Source organism: Pandoraea sp. XY-2, from assembly GCF_004193915.1.
Lineage (GTDB): Bacteria > Pseudomonadota > Gammaproteobacteria > Burkholderiales > Burkholderiaceae > Pandoraea > Pandoraea cepalis.
Map to the genome: position 1 here is coordinate 832,368 of NZ_CP030849.1, position 25,659 is coordinate 858,026.

Sequence of the window (25,659 nt, forward strand, 5' to 3'; positions counted from 1 at the left end):
CCTCCAACGTGTTAAAATCTTTGACTGATCAAACATTGATCCGTCAAAAAATGGCTCCCAGTCCCAATACCCCGCATTCGGCGGGGCAGGTATTGCCGTTCCGGCAATCGATCGTGGCGATGCTTGGCCTGTGCTTCTGTACGATGATGGTGGCGCTCGACCAGACAGTGGTCGGTACCGCGCTGCCGACCATCGTCTCGGAACTCAAGGGTTTCGAGTACTACGCCTGGGTCGCAACCTCGTATCTCCTGACCTCCGTCATCACCGTGCCGATCTTCGGACGCCTCGGCGACTTCTACGGACGCAAGCCCTTCGTCGTTGCGGCCATCATCATCTTCACCGCCGCATCGGTCCTGTGCGGCGCCTCGAACAGCATGTTGTTCCTCGTCATCGCGCGCGCTCTGCAAGGTATCGGCGGCGGCATGCTCGTCGGCACCGCGTTCGCCTGCATCCCCGAGCTGTTCCCCGATCCCCACGTGCGCCTGCGCTGGCAAGTCATGCTCAGCTCCGCCTTCGGGATCGCCAACGCCATCGGGCCCTCGCTCGGCGGTTTCCTCACCGAAGCCTACGGCTGGCGCTCGGTGTTCTACGTCAACCTGCCGGTGGGACTGCTCGGGCTGTGGTTTGTCGGCCGTCACCTGCCGCACATGCGCGCCGGCGGGCACGGCAAGGCGAGCCTCGACTGGCTTGGCGCCGTCCTGATCACCGCCACGCTCGGTAGCCTGCAAATGCTCGTCGAATGGCTGCCCGCCGATGGCCTCTCGCGCGGCGTGCTCATGCTGCTCGTCTTGTTGGCGATCTCGTCGTATGCGCTTTACTGGTGGGAGCGACGCACGTCGCATCCGATCGTGCCGTTCGAAATGTTCCGCGACAAGAAACTCGCGCCGCTCTTCGTGCTGTCGGCCTTCGCCGGCTTCACCATGTTCGGGGTGCTGTTCTACGCACCGTTGCTGCTCCAGGGCGGCTTCGGCCTCTCGCCGCGCGAAACCGGTCTGCTGATCACGCCGATGGTCGTGTGTATCACCGTCGGCAGCATCGTGAACGGCCGCCTCATCACCCGTCTGCCGAATCCGAACGTGATGCTTTACGGCGGCTTCTTTCTGCTCGCGCTCGCCTGCGCCGGCGTGATCACCACGCATCGCGGCACGCCGCATGCCCTGATCGCCACTTACATGCTGTTCGCCGGACTGGGCCTCGGTTTCGTCATGCCGAACCTCACCGTCTTCGCCCAGGAAGTTGCCGGGCCCGCGCACCTGGGCATCGCCACCGCGCTCATGCAATCGCTGCGCATGATCGGGGGGATGCTCGGCACGGCCATCGTCGGTACGCTCGTGAACCACAGCTACACCGGTCGCGTGACGGATGCCCTCGCCGCCAACGGTGGCACGCATTGGGTGCCGCAACTCGCCGATCCGCAGATCCTCGTCAATGCGCAATCGCAAAGCGATTTCCTGAGCGCGCTCGCACCCCTGGGGCAGAACGGCGCGCTCTTCATCGAATCGGCTCGCACGTCGCTCGTTGCCGCCATCCACAACGGGCAAATGATGTCGCTCGCGGCCGCGCTCGCCGGTCTGTGGTTCGTCAAGCGTGTGCCGCTCATTCGTCTGACGCGCGGCGCAAAGCCGCAGCCGCCCGTCGGGGAGTGATGCGATGCCCACACTACAGAAACGCAATGTCATCCAGCAACTTAGCCTGACCTATCGCGCCATGATGGCCGCCTTCGACGCTCAGGTCGGACACCCGCTGCCGCGCTGGCGAATCATTCTCGCGCTGGCCGAGCGTGGTACCTGTTCTCAGAAGTTTCTCGCGGAGCATTGCCGTCTCGATCCGGCGTCGCTCACGCGTCAGTTGAAGGCGATGGAAGCGCTCGGCTGGCTGTCTCGCGCAACCGATCCGCATGACAACCGCCTCACGAACGTCACGCTCACCGCCGCAGGCACGGCCGTGTACGACGAGGCGACGCCGCGCCGCCAGGCGTTCTTCGACGACGCGCTCGAAGGCATGACGCCCGCCGAGATCGCAACGCTGGAAAGCGCGCTCGGCCATCTGGAAGCGCAGTTCAAGTCGGTGGCGTCGCGAGCGAAAGCGACCGATACGGACGCCAAGTCGAGTGGCGAGGCGGCGCGACCCGCGCACGTCAAGACGCCGGCGCCGGCGTTAGCCACGTCACCCGGCAAACGCGCGTCGCGCAGTCGGGGGTAGGCGCCTCGTCGCGACGCGCCATTGCGCACATCGCGACCGTGTCGGACGTAAAGAAGCCGCCCATCGTGAGCAGCATCCCAACGGTTGGATTCGCGTCCAACCTCGCGGGGCAGTTCACATCGGGCGGCGTTGTCGTTGTAGCGCGCGCAACAGCGGCTCAAGCGACACGCGTTGCGTTGTCGATGCGCGATCAGAAGAACGTCTGGACGATGTCGACGACGTTGTAATCGCTGTCGATCACCGGCAAATGACGCCATTTGTCGAACGTGAGGCACGGATGCGAGATGTCGAACGCGATCATGTCGCCCACGCGGATGTCGTCGCCCGGAGCGATGCGCAGATACGCGTGCTGATCCATCATGCCCGTGACTTCCCAGTGCGCCGGCGTCGCCGTCGGCGTCTTGCTCTCGCCCGGACGGAACTGCAGCGCCGGTTCCGGCATGCCGGCATCGAATGCCGCGTCGCGCTTGCCTAGCGCGATGATCGCGCGCTCCGGCTCGGGAATCGATTGCACATACGCCCAGAGTTGCAGCGCCGGTTGCAGTTGCGAGCGCATCTGCTTCGCGATGGGATTGCGCGTGGCGATTTGTGCCTGCGCGGCCTTGTAGATGCCGACGTCGTGCGTGAGATAGCAGCCCGGGCGTAACACGACGTCGAGCGGCGCGCCCACGTCCTTGTGCGCGAACTCGTCCGCGACGACGTCGTACCACGCCGAACCTGCACCCGAGAGTACCGCCGGCGTGCGCTCGATACGACCCGCCGCCACCAGTTCGCGCGTGATGCTCACCGCGCGTTGCAGGAACGCACGAATGTCCGCTTCGGTGCTCAGCACCCCCTCGTAGACTTCCACACCCGCGAGCTTGACCGCGTCGTGATACCGCGCCAGAGCGTCGAGCACGGCCTGCTGCTGCGCGGCGTCGCGCACCCCGGTGCGGCCGCCCGTCACGCCCAGTTCGATGAGCACCTGGATCGACTGACCGCGCGCACGGAAGAACTTGCCCAGATGCTCCACCGCGGCGGCGGAGTCCACCAGGCAGAAGAATTCGAAATCGGGATCCGTCAGCAAATCGGCGATCAGCCCCATGTTGCGCTTGCCGACGAGTTGGTTCGCCATGAGCACGCGTCGCACGCCGTGATGATAGGCGGCGTGGGTCTGCTGCGCCGTGGCGAGCGTGATACCCCACGCGCCACCCTCGAGCTGACGGCGGAACAGCTTGGGTGCCATCGTCGTCTTGCCATGCGGGGCGAGCTTCACGCCGTACTCATGCACGAAACGCTGCATCCACGCGAGGTTGTGACGGATCTTGTCCTCATAGAGCACTGCCGTCGGCAGGCTCAGGTCTTCGTCCAGCAAATTCCATCCCAGTCCGGCCGTCGCGGACGGGGCGAGCGGGACTTCCATCGCCCCCAGACCCTTGTTGAGAGTATCGATCATGCCGTGCTGATAGTTTGTATCATTCATTGAGAATCATCTCCGTGACGATGCGGGTAGGGCCGCTGGATGCCTCCTATAATAGCTTTTAATTCCCTGTGTTTGACAATTTTGTTATAAAGTACCAAAAAAGTTGCCAACCTATCAGCAAGGCACCCCGGCATAGAGTCGTGGGGGCCGCATGGACCCGAGAGATGCCCGAAACCTTCGATATCGTGACGCGCGTTGCCGAGCGCGCCGACGCGCTGAGCCAGGCGGAGCGCAAGGTCGCGCAGGTGGTGCTGGACGATGTTGCGGGCGCGGCAGCGGTGTCGATCAACGTGCTGGCCGAGCGCGCGGGCGTGAGCGAGGCGAGCGTGACGCGTTTCGCCAAGGCGATGGGCTGCCGCGACGTACGCGATCTCAAGCTGCGTCTGGCGCAAGCGGCCGTCGTCGGACAGCGTTTTTTCGGCGCGAACGCGGCGAGCGGGCCCGACGGCTCGACGGAAACCATCGACCGCATTGCCGACGATATCCAGACCACGTTGCAGTTGCATCGCAGCCTCATCAAGCCGGACACCGCGCGTCGCGCGGCGGCCCGGCTGTTGTCGGCGCGCATGGTGTACGCGTTCGGAATGGGCGGCGGCTCGTCGCTCATGGCCGATGAGGCGCGTTACCGGCTTGTGCGGCTGGGACGCCCGGTCGCGAGCTATCAGGACGCCGTGCTCGCCCGCATGGTCGCCAGCACGCTCGGGCGCGACGACGTGGTACTCGCCTTCTCCGTGAGCGGCCACACGCCTGAGCTGGTCTCGGCCTGCGAGATCGCCCGCGAGTACGGCGCCCAGGTGGTGGCGATCACGGCGACCGGCTCGCCGCTCGCGGCGTTGGCCGACGAGGTGCTGCCGATCCGTGCCCTGGAAACGGATTTCATTTTCAAGCCGTCGTCGTCGCGCTACGCGATGCTGCTGGCGATGGACGTGCTGGCCACGGAACTGGCGTTGCTCGCCAAGCCGCAGAGCCAAGCGCTGCTGCGGCGGATCAAATACGTACTCGATACGCATCGGGGCGGCGGTGATCGCCAGCCCCTGGGAGACTGACATGACTGACTGCCTCGCGAACCGAACGGTCGACACCCTCATCACCAACGTGCGTCTGGCGGACGGCTCCGGCGCGCCCATGACCGACGCGCGCTTTGACGTCGCGCTGCGCGACGGCCGCATCCATACGATCGCCCCCGCCGGCGCACTTGCGGGCTGGCACGCGGCGCAACAGATTCGTGGCGACGGCCAGGTGTTGAGCCCGGGCTTCATCGACGTGCATACGCATGACGACACCAATGTCGTGCGCACGCCGGACATGACGCCGAAGCTCTCGCAGGGCGTGACGACGGTCGTGGTCGGCAACTGCGGCATCAGTGCGGCGCCGGTCACGCTCAAGGGCGATCCGCCTGATCCGATGAACCTGCTGGGCGACGCCGACGCGTTCCAGTATCCGACGTTCGCCGCCTATGTCGAAGCGCTCGAAGCCGCGCAGCCCGCGATCAACGTGGCGGCGCTGATAGGACACACGGCGCTGCGCAGCAACCATATGGACCGGTTCGACCGGCCCGCGACCGAGGCCGAAATCGAAGGCATGCGCGCGCAACTGCGCGAAGCGCTCGAGCATGGCGCATTGGGGTTGTCGACGGGGCTGGCCTACGCGAACGCAAACGCTGCCCCGACGGAGGAAGTGCTCGCGCTCGCCGAGCCGCTCGCCGCGGCGGGCGGTCTCTACGCAACGCACCTGCGCACGGAGTTCGCCGAAATTCTCGAAGCGCTTGATGAAGCCTTCCGCATCGGCCGTCACGCCCGCGTGCCGGTCGTCGTCTCGCACCTGAAGTGCGCGGGCGTCGATAACTGGGGACGCAGCCAGGAGATTCTCGACGCGCTCGATCAAGCGCGGCGCTTCCAGCCGGTCGGCTGCGACTGCTATCCGTACACGGCCAGTTCGTCGACGCTCGACCTCAAGCAGGTGACGGACGACTTCGACATTCTGGTGACGTGGTCGCAACCGCATCCGGATCAGGGCGGCAAGTTGCTCGCGACGATCGCGGCCGACTGGGGCGTCGATCTGTGGGAGGCGGCGCGGCGTCTGCAACCGGCGGGCGCGGTGTATCACTGCATGGAAGAGGACGACGTGCGACGCATTCTGCAGCATCCGGCGACCGTGGTGGGCTCGGACGGGCTGCCGAACGATCCGTTGCCGCATCCGCGTCTGTGGGGCGCCTTCCCGCGCGTGCTCGGTCGCTACAGCCGCGAGCAGCAACTGTTCCCGCTGGCCGAGGCCGTCCACAAGATGACGGGCCTCTCCGCCGAGCGCTTCGGTCTGACGGACCGGGGGCTGGTGCGCGAAGGCTATTGGGCCGATCTGGTGCTGTTCGATCCGGCCACCGTGGCCGATGCCGCGACCTTCACCGATCCCATGCAGCCTGCGTACGGCATTGCGTCGGTATGGGTCAACGGCGTGCTGGCGTGGCAGGATCGCGCGCCTACGCAGAATGCACGAGCCGGACGCTTTGTGCGTCGCGGCACGCCGCAGCCGGTGCTTTGAACAAGTGAAAGTGAAACCGTTTTGTCGAAAGGAGCAATGATGAGTATCAAACGATATGGCGTGGAAGGCGGGCAGGGCACAGGCGGGCAGCGCATGCCGTTCGCACGCGCGACCGAAGCCGACGGCTTCCTGTTCGTCTCGGGCCAGACGCCGATGAAAGACGGCGAAGTGATCGATGGCGGCATCGTTGCCCAGTCGCATCAGGCCATCCGGAACATGTTGGCGATTCTCACCGAAGCCGGTTACGGCACCGAGCATGTCATGCGCATTGGCGTGTGGCTCGACGATCCGCGTGACTTCGCGTCGTTCAACAAGGTGTTCAAGGAGTACTTCGGCGATCATCCGCCCGCGCGTGCCTGCGTGGTGTCGAGCATGGTGATCGACTGCAAGGTGGAAGTGGACTGCGTGGCGTACAAGAAGTCTGCCGCGTAAGCAACGAAGGATCGACGGACCGACGGGCCGCGACATGCGGGCCATGCATTGACGGACACTTCGGTACCCGTTTCACAAAGTTTACGGTTTGACTTCGATGGCGGGCGGCGTCGAGTGCGCGCAGTCTTCAATCTCCTAACCCAAGAGGAGGTGGACTGTGACATTAGGACCAATTTCCGGAAGCGCGCCGACGATGCAAGCACCGCGGCCGGACGTCGACGCGGTCGATGTGCTGCAGGCCGCGATCGACTTTCCGCCAACGCCAGATGAGGTGCGTTCGCGGTCTCAAAGCGCGAGCCACGTCAACACGGCAGGATGTACCAGTGGCCTCGCGGGGCTGGCAACGCTCGTCTTCGGATTGGCGGGACTCGCGGCCGCCGTCTACGTCTGCGTCGAGGCCAGTAAGCCGGTCGGTAGCGCCTCTCGCGATACCGGGGTCGGACAGCTCGGATATGGCTTCGGTGGAACGGTGGGCGCCCTGGCGGGCATGCTGGTGACGTATGGTATCGGTCAGGTGTGCTATGCCGCGGCGAAGCATCGTGACGCTCGGGAAGAGCGGTTGGAGCTGAGCGAACAGGCGCGATTCGAGTCGACCATGGGAGGACGCCTCGCGTGAGCACGTTCGAGATTCCCCAGGGCAACCGACCATCGTCGCAGCATATCGCCAAGGAGATCGACGAGGCGCTGGCGGTGGTGCGCGACGCGCAAAAGCAGCAGGCGGCGATGGGCATGCCGAGTCCCGGCGCGTGGGACGCGACGCAGTGCGATGCCGCGTATCGCTGCGGCTATGGGGCTTACGAGCGTGGCGACTACGCGCAGGCGATCGAGTGCTTCGCGCCGCTGTTGTCGGCATGCCCGCTCGAAGCCGACTATGCGGTGGCGCTGGCGCTCTCGGTCCAGCGGCTTGGTGAACCCAAGGCGGCGCTGTCGCTGTTCATGGCGGCAGCGTTGTTGGACGAGGTGTCGCCCGGCCCGATGTATCGCGTTGGCGAGTGCCTGATCGAGTTACGCCAGTTCGACGCGGCCTATCGCGCCATGAAGGAAACGCTGCACCGCTGCGGCGGTCGACCCCAGTATGCCAACGTGGGCAACGCGGCCCGTCGGATGATGGCCCGCGTGAGCTTCATGCGCTGACTCCCCTCCTGATGTGCGCGGATTGGCGACGGGCCTCATCAGCCCGTCGCTTTTTTTCGCCGTTGGATTTATTGGCGAGCCGTGCGGGCGTTGTCCGGCATCGGCAACGTGAAGTTCGTGCGAAACGGATTGATGTCGAGTCCGCCACGCCGCGTGTAGCGCGCATAGACGGCTAACTGGCTCGGTTGGCACTGGCGCAGGACATCCATGAAGATGCCCTCCACGCATTGCTCGTGAAAACCAGTGTGGCGTCGGTACGAAATCACGTACTTCAGCAGCCCTTCCTGATCGATGGGCGGGCCAACGTAGCGAATCTGCAGACTGCCCCAGTCGGGTTGTCCAGTCACCGGGCAGTTGGACTTGAGCAGATTCGAGACGAGGGTTTCCTCCACGGGCGCTTCACCCTGCGCGGCCTTGAGCAAGGCCGCATCCGGCGAATAGATATCCGTGTCGATATCGAGCCGGTCGATGAGCATACCGTCGAGTTCGTCGAGTTCGAGCTTGGCGAAGCCGCCCGGCTCGACGAGACGCACCTGCACCGCCGCGCCCGCGGCTTCGGACAGATCCTGCTGAATCAGCGCCCGGGCGGCATCGGCATTCGCCAGCTTGGTCTGGGCGAACGAGCCGAGATACAGCTTGAACGATTTCGATTCGATGATGTTCGGCGAGTCGGCCGGCACCATGGCCGTGAGCAGCGCGATCTGCGGTTTTCCCTTTTCATTGAGCCACGAGAGTTCGTAGCCGTTCCAGATGTCCGCGCCGAAGAACGGCAGGACGTCGGGCACGCCGATGGCCGCGCGCGCCGGGGCGCGGGCGATCGCGAAGAGCAGGGACGGGGCGTATTGCTCGGTGTAGGCAACTTCCTTGCCGAGCGGAGATTGGTCAGGCGTGGTCATGGTTGGCTATGCCGCTGATAACGTGTCCGGTCGGGCTCACCCGCGCAGCGGACTCGCAGTGGCGTGTCTGATCGTCAAAGAAGAAATCGGGCTCGAATTCGCGCAGGAACGCGCCTTTGTCGAGCCCACCCAGGAACATCGCTTCGTCGATGTCGATTTTCCAGTCCATCAGCGTCCGGATGGCCCGCTCGTGGGCCGGGGCCGAGCGCGCCGTGACCAGCGCCGTGCGGATTTTGACCGGCACTTCGTGGCCCGCCAGGCTCTGCAGGCGATGCAGGGCCTGCAACAGCGGCTTGAACGGACCCGGCGGCAGCGGGGTCGCGGCGCGTTCGGTCTCATGCTGCTGGAACGCGTCGAGGCCGTTGCGCTGGAAGACCCGCTCGGCTTCGTCGGAGAAGAGCACGGCGTCGCCGTCGAAGGCGATGCGGATTTCGTCGGGATGCAGCTCGGCCTTTTTCGCCGAGTCGGGATAGACGCGGGCCGAGGGAAAGCCCGCCACCAACGCGCTGCGCACGTCGCGCTCGTTGGCTGAGAGGAACAGGTGCGCGCCCAGCGCATTGAGATAACCGAACGGATCGCGCCCGCGCGTGAACACGCCGCGCTCGATCTTGAGATCGACCTGACGCGCCGAACGAAACACGCGCATGCCGCTCACGGGATCGTTGCGCGAGAGCACGACGACTTCCACGCGGTGGCTGTCGATCTCGTTGCCCTGGTTGAAGGCGAGGAGCTTCTGCACGAGCGGGAAGGCGACGCCGACGCGTGCGGGCACGTCGAGGCGGTCGAGCTGGTACTGCCGGTACGATCGGTCGTCGCCGCCGGCCACCCCGGCCTCGTACACGCGGTTCTCTTCTTCGAAGTCGAACAACGCGCGCGAGGATATCGCGACAACGAGTTTGTTCTCGAGCGTGATCGGCATGGTGGCAGCGAAACTCCTGTCGTGTGGCGTTGAGCGGCGGCGTCGGCCGTATATCGGGGCCGGCTTACGCCAGGAACAGCTTGTAGACCGGGTTGTCGCTCTCGTCCCAGTAAGGATAGCCGAGCGTGGCGAGGAAGTCGCGGAACGCGGCCTTCTCGTTCTCGGGCACTTGAATCCCCACGAGGATATTGCTGTAATCGGCCCCCTGGTTGCGGTAGTGGAACAGGCTGATGTTCCAGTTCGGGCTCATGGCCGAGAGGAATGTCATCAGCGCGCCCGGACGCTCCGGGAACTGGAAGCGGTACAGCACTTCATGGCTGGCGAGTGCGGAGCGGCCGCCGACCATGTAGCGGATGTGCTGCTTGGAGAGTTCGTCGTTGGACAGGTCGAGCGTGGGAAAGCCGTGGCGTTCGAAGCCGGCTTTGATGCGCTCGCCTTCGTCGCGGTTGTGCATCTGGATACCCACGAAGATGTGGGCGCTCGACGCTTCGCTGATGCGATAGTTGAACTCGGTCACGTTGCGGTTGCCCACCACTTCGGTGAAGCGCTTGAAGCTGCCGCGCGCTTCTGGAATGGTGACGGCGAACACGGCTTCGCGGGCCTCACCGACTTCGGCACGCTCTGCCACGAAGCGCAGGCGGTCGAAGTTCATGTTGGCGCCGGAGGTGATCGCGACGAGCGTTTCGCCTTTGAGCTTTTCGCGCTCGGTGTAGAGCTTGGCCCCGGCCACGGACAAGGCACCCGACGGTTCGAGCACGCTGCGGGTGTCCTGGAAGACGTCTTTGATGGCGGCGCAGAGTTGGTCGGTGTCCACGCGCACGACTTCGTCGAGATAGGCCGCGCACAGGCGGAAGGTCTCGGCGCCGACGTATTTGACGGCGGTGCCATCGGCGAAGAGGCCGACGTCGCTCAGCAGGACACGTTCGCCTGCGTGGATCGATTGGGCCATGGCGTCGGAGTCGACGGATTGCACGCCAATGACTTTGATCTCGGGCCGCACGGCCTTGACGTAGGCGGCGACGCCCGCGGCCAGGCCGCCACCACCGATGGGTACGAAGATCGCATGCAGCGGTCCCTGGTGCTGGCGCAGGATTTCCATGGCGATGGTGCCCTGGCCGGCGATGACGTCGGGGTCGTCGAACGGGGGCACGAAGGTCAGGCCGCGCTCTTCTTGCAATGTCATCGCGTGGGCGTAGGCGTCGCTGTAGGAGTCGCCCGCGAGCACGACTTCGACGGCGCGCCCGCCGTGGGTTTTCACGGCTTCGATTTTCACCTGCGGCGTGGTGACGGGCATGACGATGACGGCCTTGCAGCCCAGGCGCGCAGCAGAGAACGCGACGCCTTGCGCGTGATTGCCCGCCGAGGCGGTGAGCACGCCGCGCTCGCGGTCGGCTTCGCTCAGGTTGGCCATCTTGTTGTATGCGCCCCGAATCTTGAAGGAGAACACCGTCTGGTTGTCTTCGCGCTTGAGATAAATTCGATTGTGCAGACGCATGGAGAGCGTGCGTGCGAGTTCGAGTTCGCTTTCTTTGGCGACGTCGTAGACTTTGGCGGTCAGGATCTTCTTCAGATAGTCGGGAGCTGCGTCGGACATGATTTAAGGCGTCTTCAGGTTAGGCACATCGAGGAACGAAAGGACAATGATAGACCAGCACGTCCGCCGGGGCGGTCGCGCTTGGTTTCTCGGGAAAAATCGGGAAAGGAGAGTGCGCGCCCTAGCGAAGGTCGTCTGGGGTGTCGATGTCGCGCACGATTCCGGCGTCGTCGACATCGACGATCGTAATGTGCCCGCTAATCAACAGGTCGCGCGCGCCGATGTCGCCATCGAGGGCGCTCAGGCGCGGTGTCAGGGCGGAACCGAACGCGACGGGGTGGCCGCGTTGTCCCTGGTAACTCGGAGCGACGATGGCGTCGGGCGACGTGAGTCCGCCGGCAATCGCGCGAATGGTGTTCGGATGAATGTAGGGCATGTCGGCCAGCGCGATGAGCCAGCCGTCGAGATGTTCGAGCCCCGAGGGCGGCGCTTCGTCGACACCGGACCGGATGCCGGCGGCGAGCGTTGCGCCCATGCCGCGTTGGGTGGCGTGGCTCATGACGACTTCGCAACCGGCTTGCAGCAGCACGCTCTCCAACTCGGCGGAGTCCGGGCGCACGACCGCGATGACGCGCGGCAATACGGCCAGCAGCGCGTGGGCGCTGGCAAGGGCAACGGGTCGGTTCAGGGGATCGCCAGGCAGCGGCGCGAGCAGCTTGTTCCTGCGCCCCGCCGCATCGAAGCGGGTACCGAGTCCGCCTGCCAGTAGAATGGCCACGGGCGGCGTCGAGGGTCGGGTCATGGTCGTGCATTATGCGCCAGACTTTTCGTTTCTGCCAAACGTGTGTGCGTACCCGTCGTGCGGGATGTCCCGACCGTCCGGTCGGTCATGGTGGCAGCGTTACCCGCTTTTCTCAGCCGTTTTTGTCTTTTCCCGGAGTTGCATGGAGTCGTTCATCACCTGGCTGCTCGGCGTGCTGGCCCTGCCCGGCGTCGGCTTGCCGGCCATTTTCCTGGTGTCGTTTCTGTCGGCCACACTTCTGCCCATGGGCTCGGAGCCCGCGCTGTTCGGCTATGTGACGCTCAATCCGCATATGTTCTGGCCCGCCATCGTCGTGGCGAGCGTGGGCAATACCGCGGGCGGCATGCTCGACTGGTGGATGGGCTTCGCCGCTCGACGCGGCTTCGTTCGCCTGAAAGCCCGCCGGCGCGCTCACGCCCGTACCGCCGTACTCGCGGGCGGCTCGATTCCGGAACCCTCCGGCGGGAAGCGGCCCAACGGACAAGCCCCGATGAGCGAGCGTTATCACCGCTGGATGCGCCGCTTCGGCCCACCCCTGCTCCTGCTCTCCTGGCTTCCCGTGGTCGGCGACCCGCTCTGTACCCTCGCCGGATGGCTGCGACTCTCCTGGCGCGAATGCCTCTTCTATATCGCCGTCGGCAAGACGCTTCGCTATGTCGCCGTCACGTTTCTGATGCTGCGCGTGCCCGAGTCGTTTTGGCACGGCATCGTTGCGCCCTTTAAACACCTGCTCATTGGCTGACGACCGGGCTGACGCCCGGACCGACACGCACACACCGGTGGTCATGCCCCGCGCTTCCTTCTTCCTATGCCCGAGAGGCCGGACCGGGGCCCCTTTCCGCCTCTCAGACATAAACCCAACTCGCTGCAGAAAGGGGCCCCGGTCCGGCCAACCGTCACGCTGTCCCAAGCCCAACCCGCCCGACGTGCGCTTGCGCTACGCCTTGCCTCCTTTTCCGTTACGCCTTCGTCAGGTCGAACGGCAACGCCCGCAGCCGCTTGCCCGTCAACGCAAATATCGCGTTCGCATACGCCGGCGCCAACGGCGGCAACCCCGGCTCACCCATCCCCGTCGGTGCATCCCCCGAACCCACAATGTGCACACTGATGGCCGGCATGTCGGGCAAACGCGCCACCATGTACTGATGGAAGTTGCTCTGCTCAACTTCTCCATCCTTCATCGTGATCGCCGCGCCCGGTATCGTCATCCCCAATCCCATCAAGGCCGCTCCCTCGACCTGCGCCGCCACCGTCAACGGGTTGACCGCGAAATTGCAATGCACCCCCGCCGTCACGCTCACCAAACGCGGTGAATCATTGTGCATCTCAGCCACTACGACGTACGCCACCACGGAATCAAACGACTCATGCACCGCCACACCCCACGCCTGGCCCGACGGTAATGCCGTCTTTCCATAGCCGGAACGTTCAACCGCCAACGCCAGCGCCTCCCGGTGCCGAGGATGCTTATCTCCCATCAGCCCGTAGCGATACGCCACCGGGTCCTGACCCGCTTCCTTCGATAATTCGTCTATCAATGTTTCCATGACGTACGCCGTATGCGTGTTGCCCACGGACCGCCACCACAGCACCGGCACATTGACCTGTGGACTGTGCAAGGTGAGCCGCAACGGCACCGCATATGGGGTGCCCGCAACGCCCTCGACGCTGGTGCCGTCGATGCCGTTCTTGACCATCATCTTTTCGAACGGCGTGCCCTGCAAAATCGACTGACCCACGATGGTGTGATCCCACGCCAGCACGTTGCCCTTGGCATCCAGGCCGATCTCGGCACGATGGACGTACATCGGACGGTAGTAGCCGCCATGGATGTCGTCTTCCCGGCTCCAGATCACTTTCACCGGCTCGCGATGCCCCGCACGCCGCCACGCTTTCGCCACCTGGGCCGCCTCGACCCCATAGTCGGACGTCGGGACCGCGCGGCGGCCAAATCCGCCGCCCGCCATGAGCGTGTGCAGTTTGACCTGCTCGGGCTTGAGGTCGAGCGTGCGCGCAATGGCGGCCTGGTCGACCGTCTGGAACTGCGTGCCGGTCCACACTTGCGCGCCCTTGTCGGTAAGCTGCACGGTGCAGTTGAGCGGCTCCATCGGCGCATGCGCCAGGTAGGGGAAATGGTATTCGGCGACGAGGGTCTTGGGCGCACCCTTGAGCTTCGAGATGTCCGCATCGATCGCGACCGTGCCCGGGGTCTTGGCCATTTCCACGTATTTGGCCAGTTGCGCGGTCGTATCGACATGCTCGACGCCCGTCGTGTCCCACGTGGCCTTGAGCGCGTCGCGCCCGGTCTTGGCCTGCCAGTAGCCATCGGCAATGACGGCCACGGCGGTGCCGCCTCGATCGTCCGGAATTTCAAGGACATCGCGCACGCCCTTGACCGCCCGCGCAGCTTTGGCGTCGAACTGCTTCACTTTGGCACCGAACACGGGCGGGCGAGCAACGACAGCAACTTTCAGGTTCGGTAGCTTGAAGTCCATGCCGTACATCGGCACGCCCATGGACTTGGCCCGCGCGTCGAGCCGTCCCGTCGGCTTGCCAAGCAGGCGAAACGCCGAAGGTTCCTTGAGCGCGACATCGGCCGGCACCGGCTGCGCCTGCGCGCGGGCGGCAAGACTGCCGTACGTGGCGCGCTGGCCGTTCGGGCCGAGCACGACGCCGTTCTCGGTACGCAACTGCGCCGCCGGCACTTTCCACTGTTGGGCCGCGGCCGCGATGAGCATGGCCCGCGCAGATGCGCCAATGCGCCGGTATTGCAGCCACGAATGCGCGACGGAGCCCGAGCCCCCCGTCATCTGGATGCCGAACACGGGGTCTTTGTAGACGTCGGCCGCCGGCGCCAGCTCGCTGCGCACTTTGGCCCAGTCGCAATCGAGTTCTTCGGCGACGAGCATGGGCAGCGCCGTCTGTACGCCTTGTCCGAAATCGAGGCGGTTGACCTGGATGGTGACGGTGTCGTCCGGGGCGATGCGCACGAAGGCCGAGGGCACGACCGGCGTGGCGGCCGCACCCTGGGCGCTGGCTGCTCGCATGGCGCCGGGCAGCGACATTTCGAGCATGAGGCCACCGGCCGCAAGCGCCGAGGTCTTGAGAAATACTCGGCGCGTCAGGCCGGCGAAGTCGCCCACGGCGACGCCAGGGCGCGGGGAAAAGCGAAGTTCACGCATGGGTATCTCCTCGCTTCAGGCCAGCGACGCCGCAGCGTCTTTGATCGCCGCACGAATGCGGGCGTAGGTGCCGCAACGGCAGATGTTGCCGGACATGGCGGCGTCGATCTGTTCGTCGTTGGGCTGTTTGTTCTCGCGCAGCAAGGCCGTGGCGGACATGATCTGGCCGCTCTGGCAGTAGCCGCACTGGGGCACGTCGTGCTTGACCCAGGCGTTCTGCACAGCACGCCCGACGGCGTCCGCCCCGACGTTTTCAATGGTGGTGATGGCCTTTCCCGCGACGGCGGAGACCGGGGTGATGCAGCTTCGGATGGGCGCGCCGTCGAGATGCACGGTGCACGCGCCGCACAGCGCCATGCCGCAACCGAACTTGGTGCCGGTCATGTTGAGCGCGTCGCGCAGCGTCCAGAGCAGGGGAGTGGCCGGGTCGACATCGACCTGCACGGCACGGCCGTTCAGTTGAAACGAGACCATAGAGACACCTCTTGACGGGTGGAGAGACTGGGGATCGGCAAAACATACTCCCATTCGGTGAAAGTTTCAGCGCAGGCGTGTGTCATAAGTCGTTGTATCCATTCGGATATAGCGACCAGCAAGAAGGGCGGCGATATGGCGGGAATGCGAACGGGCCGGCGCTCGTGTAGGGGCGGTCAACGCGGCAGTGAACGCGCCGGCGCGTCGGGAAGGAGGGGAATCTCGCGCCTCGCGGCGAATTCGGCACGGCGCCGACGTGTTGCGGTGCAATGAAGTACAATTCTGGCTACATTCCCCTACCAACCTGTTCCCAAGCCGGAAGAAAGATCTGGGCATGCGCACGAACTGCCTCACCCCCCTGTGTTTCTACGCGATGATCGAACACGATTCGTCATCGACGTCTTCGCACGGCAGTCGTCGATCTCGTTGACCGCAGATCGTCTGTTGCCGGCCCGCGCGCACCCGTCGCGCTTGCCGCCGGCATCCATTGCGCTTACCCGATTTTGACTTTCGGCGCGTCTCGCGAGACGAACGCCGACGGCGGATGCACCGCCGCATTGACGAGCCCGACAAGATGAACGCACCCTTGCCCGCCTTCGAGCCGCACGACGCCAAGCATGCACTCGCCGCCCAGCCGCCGCGACTGCGCGAGATTCCCTACAACTACACGTCGTTTTCGGACCGCGAAATCGTCATGCGCCTGCTGGGCGCCGACGCCTGGCACATCCTCGACGAACTCCGCGCGGAGCGCCGCACCGGCCGCTCGGCCCGCATGCTCTACGAGGTACTCGGCGATATCTGGGTGGTTCGCCGCAATCCTTATCTGCAGGACGACCTGCTCGATAATCCGAAGCGCCGCAAGCTGCTGATCGACGCGCTGGACCATCGTCTGAACGAGATCGACAAGCGTCGCCGCGCGGATGTGGCCGCGAACGCCGATGCGAATGGCCGCGAACGCGCCGCCCGTGTGGAGCAACTGGAGGTGGCGGCACGCCGTGCCGTGGCGGATTTCGCCGAGGAGTTCGCGAAGATGGCCGAGCTGCGCCGTCGCGCGAAGAAGGTGCTGGGCCGCACGACCGCCCACGACAACATCAAGTTCGACGGTCTGTCGCGCGTCTCGCATGTGACGGACGCGACGGACTGGCGCGTGGAGTATCCGTTCGTCGTGCTCACCCCGGACAGCGAAGCCGAAATGGCGGCGCTGGTGAAGGGGTGCTTCGAGTTGGGACTGACGGTCATTCCGCGCGGAGGCGGCACCGGCTACACGGGGGCGCGATTCCGCTCACGCCGTTCTCGGCCGTGATCAATACGGAAAAGCTCGAGCAGCTCGATGAGGTCGAGTACTCGGCGCTGCCGGGTGTCGACGAGCCGGTGCCGACGATTTTCTCGGGCGCGGGCGTGGTGACGCGTCGTGTGGCCGAGGCCGCCGAGCGCGCTGGCTTGGTGTTCGCGGTCGACCCGACGTCGATCGACGCATCGTGCATCGGTGGCAACGTGGCGATGAACGCCGGCGGCAAGAAGGCCGTGCTGTGGGGCACCGCGCTCGATAACCTCGCGTGGTGGCGCATGGTCGACCCGCAGGGCAATTGGCTCGAGGTCACCCGTCTCGATCACAATCTCGGCAAGATTCACGACATTCCGGTCGCCCGCTTCGAATTGACGTGGTTCGACGGCAATTACGCGCCGGGCGCCGTGCTGCTCAAGACGGAAAAGCTGGACATCGAAGGCAAGCGTTTTCGTAAGGAAGGGCTTGGCAAGGATGTCACGGACAAGTTCCTCGCCGGTCTGCCGGGCATTCAGAAGGAAGGCTGCGACGGTCTGATCACGAGCGCGCGCTGGATTCTGCACAAGATGCCCGCGCACACGCGCACGGTGTGTCTGGAGTTCTTCGGCCAGGCAAAGGAAGCGATTCCGAGCATCGTCGAGATCAAGGACTACATGTTCGCGCAGACGGCGGCCGGCGGCGCGATTCTGGCGGGCCTGGAGCATCTGGACGAACGCTATCTGCGCGCCGTGGGCTATGCCACGAAGTCGAAGCGCAATGCCTTCCCGAAGATGGTGCTGATCGGCGATATCGTCGGCGACGACGACAACGCCGTCGCACAGGCGACGTCGGAAGTGATTCGCATGGCCAACGGCAAGAGCGGCGAAGGCTTCGTCGCGGTGTCGGCCGAAGCTCGCAAAAAGTTCTGGCTCGACCGTTCGCGTACCGCCGCCATCGCGCGCCACACCAACGCCTTCAAGATCAATGAAGACGTGGTGATTCCGCTGCCGCGCATGGGCGAGTACACGGATCACATCGAACGCATCAACATCGAGCTGTCGCTCAAGAACAAGCTGCAACTGGTCGATGCGCTCGAGGCCTTCTTCGACGCCGGCAATCTGCCGCTGGGCAAGACCGACGACGCCAACGAGATTCCGTCGGCCGAACTGCTGGAAGATCGCGTGCAAACGGCACTCACGCTGCTGCGCGACGTGCGCGCGCGCTGGGTGTTCCTGCGCGATCATTTCGAACTGCCGCTGGCCGAAGCGATTCCGCTGCTCAACCGACACGGCGTGCGCGACCTTAACGTGGCGCTCAACGATCGGCTGAGCAAGCAGCCGCACACCCGACTCATCGACTTGCTGCAGGATCGTACGGTGCGCGTGTCGTGGAAGCAGGAGATTCGCGGGGAACTGCGCAAGATTTTCTCGGGCGCGGAGTTCAAGCCGATCCTGGAGGAAGCACAAGCGATTCACAAGCGCGTGCTGCACGGCCGCGTGTTCGTCGCGCTGCACATGCACGCGGGTGACGGCAATGTGCACACGAACATCCCGGTGAACTCGGATAACTACGAGATGCTCCAGGATGCGCACAAGGCGGTGGCACGCATCATGGCCATCGCCCGTTCGCTCGATGGCGTGATCTCGGGCGAACACGGTATCGGCATCACCAAGCTGGAGTTCCTGACGGAGGCCGAGATCGGCGAATTCCGCGCGTACAAGCAACGCGTGGACCCGGAAGGACGCTTCAACAAGGGCAAGCTGCTCGATATGCCGGATCTGCCCGCCGACCTGCGCAATGCCTATACGCCCAGCTTCGGGCTGATGGGGTATGAGTCGCTGATCATGCAGCAGTCGGATATCGGCGCGATCGCGGACAGCGTGAAGGACTGCCTGCGCTGCGGAAAGTGCAAGCCGGTGTGCGCCACGCACGTGCCGCGCGCGAACCTGCTTTACAGCCCGCGCAACAAGATTCTCGCAACGTCGCTGCTCATCGAGGCGTTTCTGTACGAAGAGCAAACGCGCCGCGGGGTGTCGATCAAGCACTGGGACGAGTTCAACGACGTGGCCGATCACTGCACGGTCTGCCACAAGTGCGTGACGCCGTGTCCGGTGAAGATCGACTTCGGCGACGTGACGATGAACATGCGCAACCTGCTGCGCAAGATGGGCAAGAAGAAGTTCAACCCGGGCGCCGCTGCGGGGATGTTCTTCCTGAACGCTACGAACCCGGAGACGATTAACATCACTCGCAAGGTGATGATCGAGTGGGGCTACAAGGCACAGCGTTTCGGCGCGGATATCTTCAAGAAGCTCGCGAAGAAGCAGACGGCGCGTCCGCCTGCGACGGTGGGCAAGCCGCCGCTGCGCGAGGAAGTGATCCACTTCGTCAACAAGAAGATGCCGGGCAACCTGCCGAAGAAGACGGCGCGCGCACTGCTCGACATCGAAGACAACAAGGTCGTGCCGATCATTCGCAATCCGAAGACCACCACGGTCGATTCGGAAGCGGTGTTCTATTTCCCGGGCTGCGGCTCGGAGCGCCTGTTCTCGCAGGTCGGGCTCGCCACGCAGGCGATGCTCTGGCATGTGGGCGTGCAGACGGTGCTGCCGCCGGGCTATCTGTGCTGCGGGTATCCGCAGCGCGGCTCGGGGCAGGGCGAGAAGGCCGAGAAGATCGTGACGGACAATCGCGTGCTGTTCCACCGCATGGCGAACACGCTGAACTATCTCGATATCAAGACCGTGGTCGTGTCGTGCGGCACTTGTTACGACCAGCTCGCGGGCTATGAATTCGAGAAGATCTTCCCGGGCTGCCGTATCGTCGACATCCACGAATACCTGCTCGAGAAGGACGTGAAGCTTGAAGGCGTGAACGGTACGCGCTACATGTATCACGACCCGTGCCACACGCCGATCAAGACGATGGACCCGGTCAAGCTCGTGAACCAGTTGATGGGCAGCGAGCACGACGGCTACAAGATCGAGAAGAACGACCGGTGCTGCGGTGAGTCGGGCACGCTGGCGGTTACGCGTCCGGACATCTCGACGCAGATCCGCTTCCGCAAGGAAGAGGAGATGCGCAAGGGCGCGGCGAAGCTGCGCGCGGACGGCAAGGTCCAGGACGTCAAGATCCTGACGAGCTGCCCGTCGTGCCTGCAAGGGCTGTCGCGCTATAACGACGACGCCGACATCACGGCGGACTATATCGTCGTGGAAATCGCCAAGCACGTGCTGGGCGATGAGTGGCTGGTGGACTATGTCAAGGATGCGAACCACGGCGGCATCGAACGCGTGCTGGTCTGATGGCCCGCTCGGGGACGCGGCCGATGCCTGACCGACGGACCATGGAGGCGGCATGGGCGTAGTCCTCACCGCGCTGATCCTGCTGTTTGTGGTGGCGCTGACCGGCGTGCTGGTCAGCTACGTCAAAGTCCTGCCGGTGCCGATCGTGCAGATCGCCGTGGGCGCCGCGCTCGCTTTTCCGGGCGCGGGGCTGCACATCGATCTCGACCCCGAGATTTTCTTCCTGCTGTTCATCCCGCCGCTGCTCTTCGCCGACGGCTGGCGCATGCCCAAACGCGAGTTCTGGCACCTGCGCGTGCCGATCGTCGCGATGGCGCTCGGCCTGGTGATCTTCACGGTGCTCGGCGTGGGCTATTTCATCCACTGGATGATTCCGTCGATTCCGCTCGCCGTGGCATTCGCGCTCGGCGGCGTGCTCTCGCCGACCGATGCCGTGGCCGTCTCCGCCATCACCGCACGCCTGCAGATGCCCACGCGACTCATGCACGTGCTCGAAGGCGAGGCGATGATGAACGACGCGTCGGGCCTGGTCGCGTTCAAGTTCGCCATCGTGGCCGCGACCACGGGACTCTTTTCGATCGGTAACGCCACGTTCTCGTTTTTCGTCATCGCGCTGGGCGGCCTGCTCGCCGGCTGGGCCGTGACGTGGCTGTTCACACAGTTCCATCGACGCGTGATGGCGGCGTCCACCGAAGAGCCGGCGACGCTCGTGCTGCTGCTGTTGCTCATGCCGTTCGCCGCCTATCTGCTGGCCGAACATTTCGGCTTCTCGGGCATTCTCGCCGCCGTGGCCGCCGGCATGACGGTCAGCTCGACCGATCTGCTCAATACCCGCACCGCCACCCGCATTCTCGGTAACGGGGTGTGGTCGATGCTCGAATTCGTGTTCAATGGCGCAGTGTTCGTGCTGCTCGGCCTGCAATTGCCTGACATCGTGCGTGCCGCGTTGCGTCCCGGCGAGCCGCATTGGGGAACGCTGCTCAATCTCGGCGAACTGATGGCCTACGTCGGCGCGATTTCGGCGGTGCTCATCGTGCTGCGCTTCTGCTGGGTGTGGGTGGCGTGGCGCGTGATGTATTTTCTCGGTATGCGACGTGGCGAAATCACAATGAAGCCCGGCATGCGCTTCACTGGCGTGACGGCCCTCTCGGGCGTGCGCGGCGCGGTGACGCTGGCCGGTGCGCTCTCGGTGCCGCTGGCCCTGCCGGGCGGCGCGCCGTTTCCGGGACGCGATCTGCTGATTTTCCTGGCCGCTGGCGTGATTCTGCTCTCGCTTGTCGGCGGCAGCCTCGGGTTGCCGTTCCTGCTGCGCGGCGTGCGCTGGCCGGTCGAAGACCCGCGCAATCGTGAGATGGGCGAGGCGCGCCTCGCGGCGTCGGAGGCGGCGATCCGCACCGTTGAATCGCTGCAAAAAGTCATTGCGAAGTCGGGCGACGAACTCGACACTGCCGTGTGCGCCGAAGCGGCCGCGCGGGTGATGGGGCGGTATCGCCGCACGCTCAACGCGTCGAACGCTACCGACGACGAGATGCGCGTGCGCGCGGTGCGTGAGGTCGAAGTCGAACGCCGGCTGCGCGCCGCCGCCCTGCAGGCCGAGCGCGGGGAACTGTCGCGTCTGCGCATGGCGCACCGCATCAACGACGAGACGCTGCGCGAACTGATCAGCGAGATCGACTTCGCAGAACTTGCGCTCGGCCCGGTCGACCCGGCCACCGGCAAACGTTACAAGCGCAACAAGCATTGAGAGCACTGACAGCACTGGCCTGAATCGTCTGCGGCGCACACGGAGAGGGCAGGGCAAACGAGGGAAAACGCATGATGGAATGTCCGTTTTGCACCGGAGAGGGCGGCGACGTCGTATGGCGCGACCCGGTGCTGCGCGTGGTGCTGGCGAACGAGATCGGCTACCCGGGCTTCGCTCGGGTGATCTGGCATGCCCACGTCGCCGAAATGAGCGATCTGCCCGCGGCGGCGCGCGAGCATGTGATGCGCGCCGTGTTCGCCGTCGAGACCGCCCAGCGCACGGTCATGTCGCCGCACAAGATCAACGTGGCGAGTCTGGGCAACATGGTGCCGCACGTGCACTGGCACGTGATTCCGCGATATCGCGACGACGTTCACTTTCCCGGCTCGGTCTGGAGCGCGCCGCAACGCGAGGTGCCGGCGGCGGTGCTCGCCGAGCGCGCCGCCTGGACACCCGCCCTGCGCGAGGCCCTGGTGGCGGAATTGAATCGTCTTCCGGCGTGGCCGGCATGACCGTTGAGGCCTGAGCGGCTATACTGCCGGCCGATGTGTCGCATGTCGGCGCACCGACCGATTATTCTGGAGCAAGACCATGGCTGGGCTGGAGAAAGACACGCCGATTCCCGTTTCCTTGACGCTGCATCGCACATCGAAGGTGCTGGAACTGGGCTACGAGGACGGAACACACTACCGCCTGCCGTTCGAATTCCTGCGCGTACTCTCGCCGTCGGCGGAAGTGCGCGGCCACGGCCCGGGGCAGGAGACGCTGCAAACCGGCAAGCGCGACGTCGAACTGACCGGCCTGGAGCCGATCGGCAATTACGCCGTGCGCCCGGTGTTTTCGGACGGACACGATACCGGCATCTATTCGTGGGATTACCTCTACGAGCTGTGCGTGCGTCAGGACGCGCTGTGGCAGGAATACCTGGACAAGCTCGCGGCAGCGGGTGTCGATCGCGACACGCCGATGTCGTCGCCGGCTGCGGGTGGCTGCCACCACCATTGAGGCCCCCGGCGGGGCGCACGTGCGTGTCGCGCCCGCTTACATGAATCAGGGAGATTGCAATGGGCCAACAGACCCACTTCGGTTATGAAACCGTCGACGAGAAGGAAAAGGCCGGCAAGGTCGCCGAGGTGTTCCATTCGGTCGCGAGCAAGTACGACATCATGAATGACCTGATGTCGGGTGGACTGCACCGCATCTGGAAGGCGTTCACGATCGGGCGCGCCGCCGTGCGCCCCGGCTTCAAGGTGCTCGACATCGCGGGCGGCACTGGCGACCTCTCGAAGGCATTTGCGCGCGCGGCCGGCCCGACCGGCGAAGTCTGGCTCACCGACATCAACGAATCGATGCTGCGCGTGGGGCGCGATCGCCTGCTCGACGCGGGCATCGTCACCCCGACCCTGCTGTGCGATGCCGAAAAGCTGCCGTTCCCGTCGAACTATTTCGATGTGGTCACCGTGGCGTTTGGCCTGCGCAACATGACGCACAAGGATGCCGCGCTCGCCGAAATGCGCCGCGTGATCAAGCCGGGCGGCAAGGTCATGGTGCTGGAGTTCTCGAAGGTTTGGCAGCCGCTCGAGAAGGCGTACGACACCTATTCGTTCAAGGTGCTGCCGTGGCTCGGTTCGCGTATTGCGGGCGACGCCGACAGCTACCGCTATCTGGCCGAGTCGATTCGCATGCACCCGGACCAGGAAACGCTCAAGACCCTGATGGAGCAGGCCGGTCTCGAACGTGTGGAATATCACAACCTCACCGCAGGGGTGGTCGCGCTGCATATCGGACGCAAATTCTGAGTCCGCACTCACTTACCTGACGCGCCCCAGCGCCCCGGACTGCGGAAAAAAGCCGCGCCGGGGCGTTTCTCTAAGAACAAGCTAATTCTGCTATGGCAGAATCGGCCGTCGCCTCATCTGGTTTTAGTACGTAAAAAAGTGCTGAACCATTCCGGTTGACGCCTGTCAGTAGACAGCAACCTATAAACTCCACGGAGAGACCAGAACGATGTTCCAGTTCCTGAAAAACAAGCTGTTGTTGGGCGTGGTGGCCGGCGTAGTGGCGGTCGGCATGACGATCGCGGATGCCGATGCCAAACGCGTTGGCGGCGGCCGGAGCATCGGCAAGCAGTCCAGCACCGTGACGCAGCGCCAGCAAGCGCCGCAACAACCGACGCAAGCCACGCCGGGCACGGCACCGCAGCAAGCCGCACCGGCGGCTGCAGGGCCGGTGCCGCAGGGGCGGCGGCCGCCGCCAAGCCGGCCAATCGCTGGCTCGGCCCGATCGCCGGTCTGGCGGCCGGTCTCGGTATCGCGGCCCTGCTCTCGCACTTCGGCCTGGGCGGCGCATTCGCCAGCATGATGGCCAACGTCATCATGATTGCGCTGATCGCCTTCGCCGTGATGTGGCTGATCCGTCGCTTCCGCGGCAATAAGTCGCAGTCCCAGACGCCGGCGTATGCGGGCGCGGGCAACGACGCGTCGAACAACACGCTGCGCCAGTCGTGGGACAGCCAGCCGCAACAACCGGCACAACCGGCGTCGTCGTCGGCCCAGCCGTCGCTGTCGGGCGTGCCCGTCGCCGCGGGGGCCGCTGCAGCCGCCGCCCCGTTCGGCGTGCCGGCCGGTTTCGATGTTGACGGATTCCTGCGCAGTGCCAAGGTGTACTTCAACCGTCTGCAAGCGGCCTGGGACAAGGGCGATCAGGCCGATATCAACGAGTTCACCACGCCGCAGATGTTCGCGGAAATCAAGATGGACCTCGAAGAGCGCGGCAAGTCGGTCAACCGCACGGACGTCGTGCAACTCAACGCCGAACTGCTTGGCATCGAGGAATCGGCCGTCGAGTATGTGGCAAGCGTTCGCTTCTCGGGCCTGATCCGCGAAGCCGAGGGTGCCGCGGCCGAGCCGTTCAACGAAGTGTGGAACCTGACCAAGCCGGTGGCCGGTAGCGGCGGCTGGGTGCTCGCCGGGATTCAACAGGCTAGCTAAGCGCACGACGGTTTTGCCGTAACCTGCCTTACAATGAGAGCCCGCGTCTAAAGCGCGGGCTCTTTTTTTTGCCGTCCGCCGTTCGTTGCCGGGCGGCGTCTTTCGGTACGACCGGCGCGCATCGCCGGCCGACCGCCAAGCTCATGACCGTAGCCGCCAAAGCCTTTGCCGCCACCGTGAACCACTTGCTTGCCCGCGAACCGTGGGCGCGCGACCGTCTGCGCCATCACATCGGGGCGTCTGCCCGGCTGGCGATGTCGGCCATCGACCTGCGTCTGCGCGTGGGCGACGACGGCTATCTGGTCGCCGCCGATGCCAACCTGTCTTGCGACGTCAGCATCGCGGTGCCGCCGGCGGCGCTCGCCGACTTCGCAGGCGGCGGTCAGGCGGCTGTCATGCGACACGTCAAGATCGAGGGCGATGCCGAGTTTGCCAACACGGTCTCCTATCTGGCCCAGCATCTGCGCTGGGAGGTGGCCGAAGACCTGAGCAAGGTGATCGGCGACGCCGCGGCACACCGGGTGACCGAAACCGGCAAGGCGGCGGTGGCCGGCGCACGCCGCACCGGCGGCACGCTGGCGCGCTCGCTCGCCGATTACCTCGTGGAAGAGAACCCACTGCTGGTCGGGCGTGGGCGTCTCGATGCGATGCGCAGCGGCATCGGCACGCTGCGCGACGATCTCGCGCGACTGGAAAAGCGCCTGGAGAAGCTCGAACGCCAGACGGCCGGGCGCGATGCGGCAGCCGCCTCGGTATCCCGCCCCCTGGGAGGTCGCTGAAC

Annotated in this window: 22 protein-coding genes and 1 pseudogene; 16 read left to right on the forward strand and 7 right to left on the reverse strand. The window is 64.9% G+C overall.

Annotated elements, in window-relative coordinates:
- Positions 1-50: 50 nt before the first annotated feature.
- Positions 51-1,646, forward strand: a complete 1,596-nt coding sequence (locus DRB87_RS03800; RefSeq protein WP_130024927.1) for an MDR family MFS transporter — start codon at positions 51-53, stop codon at positions 1,644-1,646.
- Positions 1,647-1,650: 4 nt separating this feature from the next.
- Positions 1,651-2,202: a MarR family winged helix-turn-helix transcriptional regulator gene (locus DRB87_RS03805; protein WP_130024928.1), complete on the forward strand. Its 552-nt coding sequence runs from the start codon at positions 1,651-1,653 to the stop codon at positions 2,200-2,202.
- Positions 2,203-2,392: 190 nt separating this feature from the next.
- Here DRB87_RS03805 and DRB87_RS03810 read toward each other — a convergent pair whose 3' ends face one another.
- Positions 2,393-3,664 carry an amino acid deaminase gene (locus DRB87_RS03810; protein ID WP_130024929.1) on the reverse strand — a complete coding sequence of 424 codons (1,272 nt, stop codon included), beginning with the start codon at positions 3,662-3,664 and terminating at the stop codon, positions 2,393-2,395.
- Between the two features lie 164 nt (positions 3,665-3,828).
- Here DRB87_RS03810 and DRB87_RS03815 point away from each other — a divergent pair, with 164 nt between their 5' ends.
- The 5 genes from DRB87_RS03815 to DRB87_RS03835 all read left to right on the forward strand — a co-directional run bounded on the left by DRB87_RS03815 (position 3,829) and on the right by DRB87_RS03835 (position 7,768).
- On the forward strand, positions 3,829-4,710 hold the full coding sequence (locus tag DRB87_RS03815; RefSeq protein ID WP_130024930.1) for a MurR/RpiR family transcriptional regulator: 882 nt from the start codon (positions 3,829-3,831) through the stop codon (positions 4,708-4,710).
- A 1-nt stretch (position 4,711) separates the two neighbouring features.
- A complete protein-coding gene (locus DRB87_RS03820; RefSeq protein ID WP_130024931.1) occupies positions 4,712-6,202 on the forward strand; it encodes an amidohydrolase family protein in 1,491 nt (496 codons plus the stop codon).
- Between the two features lie 45 nt (positions 6,203-6,247).
- Positions 6,248-6,634, forward strand: coding sequence for a RidA family protein (locus DRB87_RS03825; protein ID WP_130027709.1), 387 nt, complete (start codon positions 6,248-6,250; stop codon positions 6,632-6,634).
- Positions 6,635-6,827: 193 nt separating this feature from the next.
- Positions 6,828-7,250, forward strand: a complete 423-nt coding sequence (locus DRB87_RS03830; protein WP_130024932.1) for a hypothetical protein — start codon at positions 6,828-6,830, stop codon at positions 7,248-7,250.
- Positions 7,247-7,768: a hypothetical protein gene (locus DRB87_RS03835; RefSeq protein WP_130024933.1), complete on the forward strand. Its 522-nt coding sequence runs from the start codon at positions 7,247-7,249 to the stop codon at positions 7,766-7,768. Before DRB87_RS03830 ends, DRB87_RS03835 begins: the two co-directional genes overlap by 4 nt.
- A gap of 68 nt (positions 7,769-7,836) precedes the next feature.
- Here the strand turns inward: DRB87_RS03835 and queF are convergent, their stop codons facing one another.
- The 4 genes from queF to DRB87_RS03855 form a co-directional block, all read right to left on the reverse strand.
- Entirely contained in the window at positions 7,837-8,664 is an 828-nt protein-coding gene (gene queF, locus DRB87_RS03840; RefSeq protein WP_130024934.1) for an NADPH-dependent 7-cyano-7-deazaguanine reductase QueF, read from the reverse strand.
- Complete coding sequence (locus DRB87_RS03845) at positions 8,651-9,583, reverse strand: 5'-nucleotidase (protein ID WP_130024935.1); 933 nt, start codon at positions 9,581-9,583, stop codon at positions 8,651-8,653. Before DRB87_RS03845 ends, queF begins: the two co-directional genes overlap by 14 nt.
- A 64-nt stretch (positions 9,584-9,647) precedes the next feature.
- Entirely contained in the window at positions 9,648-11,177 is a 1,530-nt protein-coding gene (ilvA, locus tag DRB87_RS03850; RefSeq protein WP_130024936.1) for a threonine ammonia-lyase, biosynthetic, read from the reverse strand.
- 121 nt (positions 11,178-11,298) lie between these two features.
- A complete protein-coding gene (locus DRB87_RS03855; RefSeq protein WP_017235558.1) occupies positions 11,299-11,919 on the reverse strand; it encodes an NTP transferase domain-containing protein in 621 nt (206 codons plus the stop codon).
- 142 nt (positions 11,920-12,061) lie between these two features.
- Between DRB87_RS03855 and DRB87_RS03860 the strand changes: the two genes are divergently transcribed.
- Positions 12,062-12,661, forward strand: coding sequence for a YqaA family protein (locus DRB87_RS03860; RefSeq protein WP_130024937.1), 600 nt, complete (start codon positions 12,062-12,064; stop codon positions 12,659-12,661).
- A 217-nt stretch (positions 12,662-12,878) separates the two neighbouring features.
- On the opposite strand, the gene DRB87_RS03865 is transcribed toward DRB87_RS03860, so the two are convergent.
- Both DRB87_RS03865 and DRB87_RS03870 read right to left on the reverse strand, forming a co-directional pair.
- Entirely contained in the window at positions 12,879-15,101 is a 2,223-nt protein-coding gene (locus tag DRB87_RS03865) for a xanthine dehydrogenase family protein molybdopterin-binding subunit (RefSeq protein WP_240756171.1), read from the reverse strand.
- A 15-nt stretch (positions 15,102-15,116) separates the two neighbouring features.
- Positions 15,117-15,575: a (2Fe-2S)-binding protein gene (locus DRB87_RS03870; RefSeq protein ID WP_130024938.1), complete on the reverse strand. Its 459-nt coding sequence runs from the start codon at positions 15,573-15,575 to the stop codon at positions 15,117-15,119.
- A 574-nt stretch (positions 15,576-16,149) separates the two neighbouring features.
- Here DRB87_RS03870 and DRB87_RS24115 point away from each other — a divergent pair.
- The 8 genes and pseudogenes from DRB87_RS24115 to DRB87_RS03905 all read left to right on the forward strand — a co-directional run bounded on the left by DRB87_RS24115 (position 16,150) and on the right by DRB87_RS03905 (position 25,657).
- Positions 16,150-16,878 carry a DUF3683 domain-containing protein gene (locus DRB87_RS24115; protein WP_370363479.1) on the forward strand — a complete coding sequence of 243 codons (729 nt, stop codon included), beginning with the start codon at positions 16,150-16,152 and terminating at the stop codon, positions 16,876-16,878.
- Positions 16,879-16,988: 110 nt separating this feature from the next.
- Positions 16,989-20,144 carry a DUF3400 domain-containing protein gene (locus tag DRB87_RS03875; RefSeq protein ID WP_370363927.1) on the forward strand — a complete coding sequence of 1,052 codons (3,156 nt, stop codon included), beginning with the start codon at positions 16,989-16,991 and terminating at the stop codon, positions 20,142-20,144.
- Positions 20,145-20,196: 52 nt separating this feature from the next.
- Positions 20,197-21,888 (forward strand): Na+/H+ antiporter, encoded by a 1,692-nt coding sequence (locus DRB87_RS03880; protein WP_130024939.1) that lies wholly within the window; start codon positions 20,197-20,199, stop codon positions 21,886-21,888.
- A 74-nt stretch (positions 21,889-21,962) separates the two neighbouring features.
- A complete protein-coding gene (locus DRB87_RS03885; RefSeq protein ID WP_130027711.1) occupies positions 21,963-22,400 on the forward strand; it encodes an HIT family protein in 438 nt (145 codons plus the stop codon).
- Between the two features lie 79 nt (positions 22,401-22,479).
- On the forward strand, positions 22,480-22,893 hold the full coding sequence (locus DRB87_RS03890; protein ID WP_130024940.1) for a gamma-butyrobetaine hydroxylase-like domain-containing protein: 414 nt from the start codon (positions 22,480-22,482) through the stop codon (positions 22,891-22,893).
- 59 nt (positions 22,894-22,952) lie between these two features.
- A complete protein-coding gene (ubiE, locus tag DRB87_RS03895; protein ID WP_130024941.1) occupies positions 22,953-23,687 on the forward strand; it encodes a bifunctional demethylmenaquinone methyltransferase/2-methoxy-6-polyprenyl-1,4-benzoquinol methylase UbiE in 735 nt (244 codons plus the stop codon).
- Positions 23,688-23,895: 208 nt separating this feature from the next.
- Positions 23,896-24,878 (forward strand): annotated as a pseudogene (locus DRB87_RS03900) (TIM44-like domain-containing protein).
- A 143-nt stretch (positions 24,879-25,021) separates the two neighbouring features.
- Entirely contained in the window at positions 25,022-25,657 is a 636-nt protein-coding gene (locus DRB87_RS03905; RefSeq protein WP_039830728.1) for an SCP2 domain-containing protein, read from the forward strand.
- Positions 25,658-25,659: the final 2 nt, after the last annotated feature.